We start from the raw sequence: 13,562 nt of genomic DNA on the forward strand, positions 1-13,562 counted from the left end.
GATTTTAGTACTTCATTTCTTATCACTTATATATTGGTTCTAGCTGTATGTTATTTACATTACTTAAAGGGGTATTTTTTATGAAATCAAAATTATTAACACCTGTTAAATTAGCTAACGGAATAGAACTAGAAAATCGCTTCGTTCTTTCTCCTATGACTACGAACTCTTCTACCGCAGAAGGATTCATTACAGAGGAAGATCTTCTTTATGCCGAAAGACGAAAAAATACAGCGCCTTTACAGATCACCGGAGCCGCTTATATAAATCTTGAAGGTCAACTTTTTGAATATGGTTTTAGCGTCCATGATGATGCTTGCATTCCAGGACTTAAAAAGATGGCACAAGCTATGAAATCTGGTGGAGCAAAAGCTATCCTTCAGTTAACACACGCAGGACGTTTCGCTAACCATTACGTTACTACAAATAAGCGCGCTGTCGGTCCAAGCTATATGGAACTTAACTCTCCTGTAGAACATATCGTTCATCCTCTTTCTATAGAAGATATACAAAAAATAAGAGAAGATTATAAGCGTGCTGCAAGTCGTGCTATTGCAGCTGGTTTCGATGGTTTAGAAATCTCTAGCGCACAACGTCTTCTATTACAGACATTCTTCTCTACCTTCTCTAATGAACGTCATGATGAGTACGGAGTGGATACATTAGAAAATCGCTCGCGCTTCATCCTTGAAGTTTTTGAAGATGTATATGAGGTAATCAAAAAAGAAGCACCGAAAGACTTTATCTTCGGTTATCGTGCAACACCTGAAGAAACACGTGGTGAAGAAGTTGGTTATACTGTTGAAGAATTTAATCAACTTACAGATTGGTTATTAGAAAGAGTCCCTCTATCTTATATGGCCATTGCCAGCTGGGGCCAAAATATTTATCTAAACACAGTACGTGCTGAAGGTCCACATCACGGTCGTCTTATCAACGAAGTTGTCTATGAGCATTTAAATGGAAGAATTCCATTAATCGCATCGGGAGGAATCAATACTGTAGAAAAATGTGAAGCAGCTATACTACACGCAGATATGATCGGATTATCTTCACCATTTGTCGCAGAACCAGACTTTGTAGAAAAATTAAAATCAAATCATATAGAAGATATAAATCTAGATGTCGGTGTTGAAGACATAGAACGTCTAGCTATTCCTAAGGCTGCATTTAAAGATATCGTCCTTATGATGGACTACGGTAAAAGTTTACCTCAACACACTAGAGATGAATTTAGAAAATTAGAGGAAAACTATTAATACTATATACTTTAGAAGAAATTCAAAAATTCAGATTCGAACGTCTTAATTTTTGAGTTTCTTATTTTATTCAATAAAAATTTGATACTTTATGTAACCTACATATTCTTTTAAAAATTTAACACTTATTTATCTCATCACATATAAATTTCCTTTTAAAATACCATTTTTCTTAGTTACATAAATTAATATTTAAACTACTCATAACTTTTGTAACAGAAATTTAATATTTAATTTTTTTAAACAATTATGCTCTCTTATTAATAATTATATTTATATTTTTATCAAGGTTTCAAACCTTTACAAATCTCTTTATTAATATGCTTACATTTTATCTTTCAATAATTTATTGTTTGTTTTTTAATATAACAATATTTAATTTATAATTATATAATTTCTGGTTTACTATATACATTATAAACTTATATAACTTACCAAAGTCCTTGTTTTATAGCTTTTTATCTAGTATAATAGGAATTATGAATACACTAATTGTCTCTGAACGTTCTATTTATAAAATAAAATCGAACATTTTAGAAACGAAGTCATTATTATAATTTAAAGAAAAAGGGGATTTGTTTTTATGATAACAAAAAGAAAATATTCATTACGTAAATTTAAGGTTGGTGTAGCATCTGTACTTGTTGGTATCGGTGTTGCGACTACTGGAGCAGCTGTAGCTCATGCTGCAGAAACACAACCAACAGCAACAGAACAACCAGCAGCATCTCAACCTGCAACTGGAACTACAAACACAACTGCTGAAACTCCTAAATCAGAAGTTACAAGTCCAGAAATTAAACAAGCTGAAGCTGACGCTAAAGCTAAAGAAGCAAAAGTTACTGAAGCTCAAGCAAAAGTAGATACAACTACTACTGCAGCTACTGAAGCAACTACTAAACTAGAAGCTGAGAAAAAAGAAGCTGCTGACGCTAACACTGCAAAAACTGAAGCTGAAAAAGCTAAAAAAACTGCTGATGATGAATTAGCTGCGGCTAAAGAAAAAGCTGCTGAAGCTGACGCTAAAGCTAAAGAAGAAGCTAAAAAAGAAGAAGACGCTAAAAAAGAAGAAGCTGATTCTAAAGATGCTTTATCAAAAGCTTTAGATCAATTAGAAAAAGATATCGATGCTGATGCTAAAATTACAAATAAAGAAGAAGCTAAAAAAGCATTAGGTAAAGAAGATATCCTAGCTGCTGTTCAATCTGGTGATTTAAAAGCTGGTGATGTTCTTAAAGAATTAGCTGATGATAACGAAAAAGCTGAAGCTAATAAAGAAACTGAGAAAAAATTAAGAAATAAAGAACAAGTTGATAGTGCTACACCCGCTACAACTCCAGCTGAAGAAGCTAAAACTAAAGATCAACTTCCAAAAGATATTAAAGCTGGAATTGATAAAGCTGAAAAAGAAGATGCTGCTCGTCCTGCATCAGAAAAATTACAAGACAAAGCTGATGACTTAGGTGAAGAAATCGACGCTCTTAAAAAAGATGCTGAAGCATTAAAAGCTGAAGAAGATAAAAAAGCTGCAGCTCTTAAAAAACAAGAAGATACATTAAAAGAAGCTAAAGAAGCTTTAAAATCTGCTAAAGACAACGGTTCTTCTAGTGATATCGTTACTTTATTAGATAAAGCTGTAAAAGATATCGAAAAAGCTAAAGAAGCTGCACAAGACGCATTCGATAAAGCTGCTTCAGATACTCAAGCTTATGCTGAAGAACTAAACAAACTTACTGACGAGTACAATAAAACTCTAGAACAAGTAAAAGCTGCTAAAGAAGAAGAAGCTAAAAACCCACCTAAAAAAGAAGAACCAGCACCTGAAGCTCCAAAAGAAAAAACAGAAGCTGAAAAAGCTGCTGAAGCTAAAAAAGAAGCTGACGCTAAAGTTGCTGAATTAGAGAAAAAAGTTGCTGAAGAAGCTAAAAAAGTTGAAGAAGCTACAACTAAAGCTAAAAAAGAAGCTGACGATGTAACAGCTGCTGAAACTGCAAAAACTGTAGCAGACAAAGCTAAAGCTGATGCAGAAGCTGAATTAGCTAAAGCTAAAGAAGAAGCTGAAAAAGCAAAAACTAAAGTTGAAGAACTTAAAAAAGAAGAAAAAGACAACTTAGAAGCTCTTAAAGCTGCTTTAGATCAACTTGAAAAAGATGCAGAAGCTGAAATTAATAAAAATGCTAAAATCACTGACAAAGCTAAAGCTATCGAAGAAGCTAAAGCTGCAATTGGTAAAGACGCTTTACTAAAAGCTATCCAAGATGGTGTTATCACAGCTACTCAAGCTGCTAAAGAATTAGAAGATCAAAATACGACTGCTGAAGCAACTAAAGATCAAAATCCTCAAGCAGACGAAATCGGTGCTACAAAACAAGAAGGTAAAGCACTATCTGAGCTTCCAGCTGCTGATAAAGAAAAATTAGATGCTGCTTACAACAAAGAAGCTAATAAACCAATCGTTAAAAAACTTCAAGATATCGCTGATGATATAGCTGAAAAAATCGAAAAATTAACTAAAATAGCTGATAAAGACAAAGCTGATGCTACTGAAAAAGCTAAAGCAGTAGAAGAAAAAACTGCTGCATTAAATAAACAAAAAGAAACATTAGAAAAAGCTAAACTAGCTCTTGAAACAGCTAAGAAAAACAATGCTGAACAAGCTATTCAAGATGGATTACAAGATGCTGTAACTAAATTAGAAGCAGCTGTTGCTTCTGCTAAAACTGCCGCTGATGAAGCTCAAGCTAAATTCGACGAAGTTAACGAAGTAGTAAAAGCATACAAAGATGAAATCGACAATCTAACTGACGATTACAACGCAACTTTAGGTTATATCAACAACTTAAAAGAAGTTCCTAAAGGTGAAGAACCAAAAGACTTCGCAGGTGGAGTAAACCCTGGTGATGCTCCTACTGGAGATAATGGATCTGACTTTAGCGGTGGAGTAAATGATGCAACACCTCCTACTGTAGCTGAAGCACCTGAGTTCACTGGTGGGGTAAATCCTGCTGATGCTCCTGTAGCTGAAGAAAAACCTGAATTTACTGGTGGAGTTAACGGAGTTGAACCAGCTGTTAACGAAGTTCCTGAATTCACTGGTGCTGTTAACGATGATAATGCACCTACTCAACCTACTGATCCTGAATTCAACGGAGGAGTGAATGATACAACACCTCCTACTGAACCTAACAAACCAGAAGGAGAAGCTCCAAAACCATCTAAACCTGAAGCTTCAAATGGTGATGCACTTGTACAACCAGAACTTCCTGAATTCAAAGGTGGAGTGAACGCTGTTGCTCCTGCTATTAACGAAGTTCCTGAGTACGGTGCTAACAATCCTGAAATCAAAAAAGTCTTAAAAGAATTAGAAGATATTCAACAAGCTATTGATGCTGGAAATAAAGATCCTAAATTACTTGAAAGACGTCAAGAATTACGTGAAGCTTTCGACATCTTAAGTCAAAACTTACCAGCTATCAACGAAGTACCAGCATTTGACTTATCTAAACTTGGAAGTGCTCACCCTGGAGCAGACTTCGGACAAAAAGCTCCTGAAGTTAAAGAACCAGCTAAAGTTGAAGCTAAAAATGTAAAATCATTACCAAACACTGGTATGAATTCTTCTAGCACTACAGCTCTAGGATTAAGCTTAATCGGATTAATCGGTCTTGCTGTAAGACGTAAACTTTCTAAATAAGCAATTAGTGTATAAAAAACTTTAAAGAGTATGGATTTCCATACTCTTTCCCTTTTTCTTTCAAAAAATAATAGGAATCAGTATCGATTCCTATTATTTTTTTAACTATTTATTTTTCTTAGTTTTTAAAACACCTGCTAATAGTAACATAAGCATTCCAAGTGCTGCCGTTTCAGCTTCTTTTTCACCTGTATTCGGTAATTTAACATTCTCTTTTTTATGAACTTCAGGTGTTGGTTTCTCTTCTAATTTTGGAACCTCTGGTGTTGCCGGTTTTTCTGGTACTTTTGTTTGTGGTACTTTTGGTACTTCTGGTGTTTTTGGTTTTTCCGGTACTTTCGGTACTTCTGGTGTTTTTGGTTTTTCTGGAGTTTTTGGTTGTTCTTTAGGTTTCTGTGGAACTTTTGGTTTTTCTACTTTTTTATACACTACTTTTGTATCTACTCCAGGATCTTTCGGTAATACGCTTTTTACTGTTGGTACATACCCTTTTACCTCTGGTACTGGTGTTTCCAATACTTTTGTTGGATCTGCTAAATCATTTAAATACTGTGGTGTCTCTACTTTTTCTATCGGATTTCCTTTTTCATCTACCGGTACTATTTTTCCTAAGTGTTTATACGTTACCGTATCTGTTACCTCTGGTTTCTCTATAGTAACCTCTTTTCCACCTGCTTGTTTTTTATCTGCGAAATATCCTTTAACTACAGGCACATTCACACTACTATATGCATGTGTTTTTTCATTCCAAACTGTTTCTTTTGTTGCGACATGATATTTACCTTTAAATTTATAATCATCTTGAACATTTGTTTCCGGCGCTTTTCCTTCAACTCCAACAAATTCTACGACTTGTTTTGTTCCTTTTTCTACATCAGTAATTTTTTCTTTATATACTACTTTTGTATCAACTCCAGGATCTTTCGGTAATACGCTTTTTACTGTCGGTACATACCCTTCTAACTCTGGTACTGGTGTTTCCAATGCTTTTGTTGGATCTGTTAGGTCGTTTAGATAATCAGGTGTCGGAGCTTTCTCTATTGGATTTCCTTTTTCATCTACCGGTACTATTTTTCCTAAATGTTTATACGTTACCGTATCTGTTACTTCTGGTTTTTCTGGTGTAACTTTTTGTCCACCTGCTTGTTTTTTATCTGCGAAATATTTCTCTACTACTGGAACATCTACACTATTGTAAGTATGAGATTTTTTATTCCAAACTGTTTCTTTTGTTACGACATGGTATTTACCTTTAAATTTATAATCATCTTGAACGTTTGTTTTCGGTGCTTTTCCTTCTGCTCCAACAAATTCCACAACTTGTTTTGTTCCTTTTTCTACATCAGTAATTTTTTCTTTATATATTACTTTTGTGTCTACTCCAGGATCTTTTGGCATCACGCTTTTTACTGTTGGTTCATATCCTTCTAACTCTGGCACTGGTGTTTCCAATGCTTTTGTTGGATCTGTTAAATCATTTAGATACTGTGGTGTTTTCGCACCAGTTATTGGATTACCTTTCTCATCTACCGGTAATATTTTCCCTAGCTCTTTATACGTTACCGTATCTGTTACTTCTGGTTTTTCCGGTGTAACTTCTTTTCCACCCGCTTGTTTTTTATCTGCAAAATATTTTTCCACCACTGGAACATCTACACTACTGTATGTATGTGTTTTTTCTTTCCATGTAGTTTCTTTTGTTTCATCATTATATTCCCCTAAGAATTTGTAATCATCTTGAACGTTTGTTTTTGGTGCTTTACCTTCCGCTCCAACAAATTCCACTACTTGTTTTGTTGCTTTTTCTACACCATTTATATACTTCTCTACATCAAAAACAAGATTATGACCCGGAGCAAACTTATCAGCTTCTATATTTATATTAGGATCAACAGCTAGTTTTCCATTAACTTCTTGAAGTTTAACTTTCACACCTACTTCTTCTGATACGTAAGGTTCTTCCATAAACTTATGAACTACTACTTCTCTAGTTTCTACTCTATCTAACCCTTTATTTACAAATCTATAACCTTTTGGTAAATCAGGTAAAGTTGTTATACCAGCTCTAGTAGCATCCTTTTGATCATTATCATATAATTTTTCCGCAACTATTTCTTTAGTTTTTACATCACGGTATTTTATTTCACCTAATTCTACTAAATCTATATCAACTTCTTTTTCTACTTCATCTGGTGTCGCAGCGGCTTTTGGAGCCTCTTTCTCTAATGCAAAGTACCCTGGAGTTACTGGTGCAGGTACTTTTGAAAGATCTGCTTTATCAACTACATTATTATTACTATCTACTATTTTATCGACACCGTCTGGATTTCCCCCTTCAGGAATTTCTGATATCGGTGGTAACCCAGCATTTACTGTCGATACCGGTACACCTTCGTTACTTGCAGCATATACCCTATCACCCGCATTAGCACCAGCTAAAATAAACAATCCTATTATAACTGATACTACCCCTATACTATATTTTCTAATTGAAAATTTATTATTGTTCTTCATTATATTTCCTCCTAAAAATTACATCTAACATGTAATTATTTCTATATTCTTAGTATACACCCAAAGAAAATAATTGTCAATTTAACATATAACACAAATATTATAACAAACCTACTTATTTCCTTATTTAAAAGCGTTGATTTTCTCAAAAACAAACGTTTTCCAATTATGTAAACAAGATTTTTTTATTAATATATATTACAACCTTAATATATCTCTAATTCCCAAAAACAGTAAAAAATCAGACTCAAAATAAGTGTTATAAATCTATTTTACAACTACTTTTTCTGAGTCTGAGTGTCTATTATTTTATTCTTGTTAATCTTTTTACTGTAGTTTGGACAACATTTAAAGGCACCGCTTCTTTAGTAATTACACTTGTATCTAGACCAAACCATTTTTCCGGCGTCACCGTAATTTTTTTCAGTTTCAACCTTAATCCCATAATGAAATTATCAAATGAAGATAAGCCATTGCTGTTACCCAATACTTCCTCAATTAATACGAATCTGAAGTCTCCTACTGTTTCAGCTTTTCCTCTTAAGTTATACTTAGTTGGTTGCAATTCTAACTCGTTATCTTCTAATAAATCACCTATTACTTGACGCATAAACATATTAACTCTTTGATTTTCTCTAAATCCTAGATTAAAGGTAATTTTGAATATTTTTTTATCACTAAATTTAGTAACCTTATACTCTCTTCTATACGGTTCGTCTAGCACATTTATATGAACGAAGAAGTAGACATTAGCCCTTTTAGGCTGTTTATTCAAAATCGAATATAATACTGCGTAATCTACATCTTCTTCTTGCTTTGCTCCCGTTAAATATACTAGGTTTGTCGCATATTTTGGTACGCTTTTATCCATACTTAATTTCAACAGTTGTTTCGTATAATTTTTGACAGTTAAATACTGACTCTCACGCTCTTTAATTTCTGTTCCTTTATACCAAATAAACATAATTGAGAATATTAACAAGGCAATAAATACAGTTATATATCCACCATTTACAAATTTCAAACTATTTGCATATAAGAAAAACAGTTCCTCTATTCCAAAGAATAATAAGAAAATTAGCGCAAAAGTTTTTCTGTCTTTCACTTTGTATAAATATATACTTAATAGTAACGTCGTTACAAACATCGTTACACTAATGCTTAATCCATACGCAGCTTCCATATTACTACTTGTTCTAAAGAATAATACTACACAGCTACTGCAGATAAATAATATTATATTAACCGCAGATACATAAACTTGACCTTTTAATTCTGTAGGATATTTTATCATTAATTTAGGGAAGAGATTTAATTTTATCGCCTCTGATATTAGCGTAAATGATCCTGTGATTAAACTTTGGCTCGCTATTACCGCAGCAAGTGTCGCAAGTACTACCTGAAATACTATAAAACTATCTGGCACTATCGCAAAGAACGGATTTTTTGTCGCACTATAATTTGTTGATAACAGATATGCCGCCTGACCGAAATAGTTCGCAAGTAAGCACACCTTTACAGAAAACCACGCCATTCTGACATTTTTTCTACCACAGTGACCTAAATCTACATATAAATCCTCGGCACCTGATACACATAAAAATACCGCTCCTAATAGAACAAAAACACCAGGATAACTAATTAGCAACTGTAATGCATATTTAGGATTTACAGCTTTTAATATCTCAGGTCTAGTGCTAATAGATTTCACTCCCCAAAATAATAGTGATAAAAACCATAAACTCATTATAGGTCCAAATAGCGAACCTATTTTTTTCGTTCCAAAACGTTGAAATGAAAAAATAAATACGAAGATAATAAGCACTAAGACTATTACATCGTTAGTATTTATAGAAGGTATAATATCATGTAAACCTTCAACCGCAGATGTAACCGTAATGGCAGGTGTTATTATCCCATCCGCAAGAAGTGTTGCTCCTCCTATCATCGCTAAAAGCGCTACACTACGTCTTGTTCTATTTTTTATTAAAGCGAAAAGTGAGAATACCCCACCTTCCCCTTTGTTATCTGCCTTAAGTGCTATCATTACGTATTTCGTCGTAGTCTGTAAGGTCATTACCCAAAATATTAAACTAACAAAACCTAGAACTAAGTTTTCATTCATCATCGCATCAGTATTATTGACAAATGATTTCATAACATAGAGAACCGAAGTTCCTATATCACCGAATATTATTCCTATTGTTATTATTACACCAAGAAAAGTTAATCTTGATTTATCCATATATTCAACCTCTTATATAATAAGTTAACATAAAATTACTTCTATAAAATTAGTAATTTTATTATAAATATAATTATATTCCTCTTATAGTTAAAGTCAATAGTAAGTATATTGTTTTTTTATCATTACATAAAAGAGATTTTTCTCTATAAAATCAATAAAATTAATATTTAGAAAATAATTATTCTAAAAATATTTTCTAATTTATTATGAGTTTACATAATTTTTTGTGCTTTTAAGACATTATTTTTTTTAAAAAATATTACAATTAAAAAATTTGTATTTTACATTATTAGCTCTCCTACATTAATATAACACCTTAAATTTCCCCATTAAAAAACTATTAATTTTTCTTTTTATAAAAACTACTAAAAACACCTTTAAATTAATTTTGAAAACTTTTACTTTTCTACTTTACAAACCTATTTAAAAAGTGTTAAAATTAACTTAAAGGAAATTTAACACATTAAATTTAAAGATAGAATTTTTTCAAAAAAAAGGGGTGCTATTATGCTAATAAAAAGTAAAAAAGTTTGGTCAAGCGGACAATTTCTTCCTCTTATTGTAGAAGTAGAAGATAAAAAAATTACTGCTGTTTATGACTATGATGCATTCGATAAAGTAGATTATGATTTCGGATCTAATCGTATTTTACCTGGCTTTATAGATGTTCATACTCATGGAGCTTATGGTTATGATACTAATGATGTTAACGAAGAGGGGCTTCGTAACTGGACTAAAAATATCGTTTCTGAGGGAGTAACATCATTTTTACCAACAACAATTACACAAACTGAAGAAGTTCTTCTAAAAGCTGTTGCTAATGTAGCAAAAGTATATGAAGAAGGTTACGAAGGTGCCGAAATTTTAGGTATTCACTTCGAAGGTCCTTATCTTGATGTAGAAAAACGTGGTGCTCAGCCTTTAAGTTGTATCCAAACACCAAGCGTTGAACAATTTAAAAAATTCCAAGCAGCTAGTAAAAATCTAATTAGACTTATTACTATTGCTTGCGAAAAAGACATCGACTACAAACTTACTAAATACCTTGTAAGCCAAGGAATTCGCGTAAGTCTAGGACACTCTGCTTGTAACTATAAAGAAAGTTACCTAGCATTTGCTAACGGTGCAACTTCTCAAACTCACGTTTATAACGGAATGGTTGGTTTCCATCACCGTGACGGGGGTCAAGTAGGCTTCGCATTACGTGCACGTGATGCTTACGGAGAAATTATCTGCGACGGTATCCACTCTACTACAGATGCGTTGAACACATACTTCACAGCTAAAGGACGTGATCACGGAATTATGATTACCGACTCATTATGTGCTAAGGGTTGTGGACGTGGTTCTTACATCTTTGGTGGAGAAAATATGGAAATATATGAAGATGGTAGTGCTCACCGCGATGACGGCCGTTTAGCAGGTTCTACACTTAGAGTTATCGATGGACTACGCGTCTTAATTGAGGATGCTTTAGTTCCTGTAGATGCTGCCATTAACTCTTGTACTAAAAACCCAGCAGAAATGTTAGGCTTTGCCGATCGTAAAGGTAAAATCAAAGTTGGCTACGATGCTGACCTTGTTGTTATTAGCCCTACATACGAAGTACTAACAACTTTCGCCCGTGGAGAAGAAGTTTATAAAAAAGAAGATTAAAAAGTAAGGGGTAATTCTATGAAATATTTAGTTTTTGATTCTAAACAAGAAGCTTCAAAAGAAGCGTACAAAATTTTAAGAAGTTTAATTGATGAAAATTCAACACTAGGACTTGCTACTGGTGGATCACCTACAGGTTTATACGCAGAAATGATCGCAGACCACAAAGCAGGGAATTTTAGCTATAAAAATGTAAAATCGTACAATTTAGATGAATACGTAGGTATCAGCTATGATCACCCAGAAAGTTACCATAAATTCATGGAAACTAATCTATTCGATCATATCGATATAGAAAAAGAAAATACGCATGTTCCTGATGCAAGTGCTGAAGATTTAGAAAGTGCTCTTAAATCTTATCAAGAAACGCTTAATAATGCTAATATAGACGTTCAACTACTAGGTGTCGGCTCAAATGGTCATATCGGATTTAACGAACCAGGTACATCTTTTGACACTGGAGTACATATTGTTGATTTAAAACAAGAAACAATAGAGGCAAATTCTAGATTCTTTAATAATGATATTAATCTAGTACCAAAACAAGCTGTAACAATGGGAATAAACGATATTATGAAAGCTAAACACATAATCTTATTAGCTTTTGGTAAAGCTAAACAACAAGCGATTAAAAGTTTAGTAGCTGGTGAAGAAATAACTGAAGATATTCCTTGTACTGTTCTAAAAAATCACCCAAGTGTATATGTAATAGTAGACAAAGAAGCAGACTTTAAATAACAAAATTTGTGGGAGTGGCCCTCGACTAAACAAAAATCATCAGTCGATCCCTCCCACTATAATAAATACATCAATGTAAGCGTTTGATTTTAAAAAATAATAGGGAGGTACTAAAAATATATGAGTACACAACTTAAATGGACAAATATAGCTACTGTAGCGGCTCAAAAAGGCTACGAAAATAATATAGGTACAGCAGGATTAGTTAAAGGAGTATTAGGTAATAAACTAATCTTTGGTGGAGGTGCTAACTTCCCAGGTGGTCTTCCTGTAGATGGTGGAGTTAAAGTAAATCATAAAGATGTATATCTATATGAAGAAACAGCTGATGGAGTAACTTTATTAGATCAAATTCAATTTGATTACCCTCTAGCATATGGACCAAGTGCAGTGCATAAAGATACACTATACTACATCGCGAATAAAACTGAAACATCATCAGAATTATTAGCATTCACTGTTGTTGATAATAAATTAAAAGTAGAAGTTGTAGATACACTTCCACTTACTGTAGAAAATGTTATCGCAAAAGTTCACGACAGTAAACTATACTTCGGTATAGGATCTATTAATGGCTCAAACAATAATGAACTTTATACATATGATTTAGCAACTAATAAATTTGAAGTCTTTTCAGAATTTCCTGGGAAATTACGTAATCAAGCTGTAAGCTATGTATATAATAATGAACTTTATGTATATGGTGGAGGTGCTAGTGAAACTTATAACGATGGCTTTAAACTTAACTTAGAAACAAAAGAATGGACTCAACTTGCTGATGTTGTTATCGATAATGAAGAGGTATCTCTATTAGGTGCTGATTGGGCTCCTTTAAACGAACATGAACTTCTAGTAATCGGTGGCTTCAATAAAGATGTTTGGAAAGATGCAGTATTTAACTTAACAACATTACAAGGTGAAGATCACGCAAAATACCGTGATGCATACTTCAGACGTCCTGTAAGTGACTATAAATGGAATAAAAAAGAATTAGTATACAACTTAAATGAAAACCGCTGGTATCAACTAGAAGAAATTCCTTTTGAAGCTCCTTGTGGACATGCCTTATTAGCTACAGTTAATAACATTTATTCTATCATGGGTGAGATTAAACCGGCAGAAAGAAAACCATATATCCACAGAACAAAAAAATAATAATTTAGACTACCCTACAATTTAAGTTGGGTAGTCTAATAATTTATTTTTTAAAATTACCAATTTTAAAAACTTTATTAATTGCTCAAATAAATATTAATTAAAAATTCATATAAAAAAGCCATGAGTTTTATTCTCATGGCGGAGTTTTTCCTTATTCATGAAAAAAAGAAAAAACTAATCAAAAAAAGACCGTGTATATTTTCAATACACAGTGGTATTATACAATATTTTTCTTTTTTAGTCAATTTATTATAAATAAAAAAAGAACCTCCCAAAAGAAAGGCTCTCACTATTG

7 protein-coding genes are annotated in these 13,562 nt (G+C 33.0%); 5 read left to right on the top strand and 2 right to left on the bottom strand.

Features of this window, described 5'->3' with window-relative positions:
• The first annotated feature begins 80 nt into the window (after positions 1–80).
• Together O3801_RS06210 and O3801_RS06215 are read left to right on the top strand one after the other, a co-directional pair.
• On the top strand, positions 81–1,259 hold the full coding sequence (locus O3801_RS06210) for an NADH-dependent flavin oxidoreductase (protein WP_371454417.1): 1,179 nt from the start codon (positions 81–83) through the stop codon (positions 1,257–1,259).
• 583 nt (positions 1,260–1,842) lie between these two features.
• Entirely contained in the window at positions 1,843–4,953 is a 3,111-nt protein-coding gene (locus O3801_RS06215) for an SIALI-17 repeat-containing surface protein (RefSeq protein WP_371454418.1), read from the top strand.
• A 105-nt stretch (positions 4,954–5,058) separates the two neighbouring features.
• Here the strand turns inward: O3801_RS06215 and O3801_RS06220 are convergent, their stop codons facing one another.
• Positions 5,059–7,467, bottom strand: coding sequence for a mucin-binding protein (locus O3801_RS06220; protein WP_371454419.1), 2,409 nt, complete (start codon positions 7,465–7,467; stop codon positions 5,059–5,061).
• Between the two features lie 304 nt (positions 7,468–7,771).
• Positions 7,772–9,712 carry a KUP/HAK/KT family potassium transporter gene (locus O3801_RS06225; protein WP_371454420.1) on the bottom strand — a complete coding sequence of 647 codons (1,941 nt, stop codon included), beginning with the start codon at positions 9,710–9,712 and terminating at the stop codon, positions 7,772–7,774.
• 510 nt (positions 9,713–10,222) lie between these two features.
• Between O3801_RS06225 and nagA the strand changes: the two genes are divergently transcribed.
• From nagA to O3801_RS06240, 3 genes are all read left to right on the top strand, one after another.
• Positions 10,223–11,371 (top strand): N-acetylglucosamine-6-phosphate deacetylase, encoded by a 1,149-nt coding sequence (gene nagA / locus O3801_RS06230; RefSeq protein WP_371454421.1) that lies wholly within the window; start codon positions 10,223–10,225, stop codon positions 11,369–11,371.
• A gap of 18 nt (positions 11,372–11,389) precedes the next feature.
• Positions 11,390–12,109, top strand: coding sequence for a glucosamine-6-phosphate deaminase (nagB, locus tag O3801_RS06235; protein ID WP_371454422.1), 720 nt, complete (start codon positions 11,390–11,392; stop codon positions 12,107–12,109).
• A 120-nt stretch (positions 12,110–12,229) separates the two neighbouring features.
• Entirely contained in the window at positions 12,230–13,264 is a 1,035-nt protein-coding gene (locus O3801_RS06240; protein ID WP_371454423.1) for a cyclically-permuted mutarotase family protein, read from the top strand.
• Positions 13,265–13,562 lie beyond the last annotated feature (298 nt).

Source organism: Gemella sp. 27098_8_149 (genome assembly GCF_041433745.1).
Classification (GTDB): Bacteria; Bacillota; Bacilli; order Staphylococcales; family Gemellaceae; genus Gemella.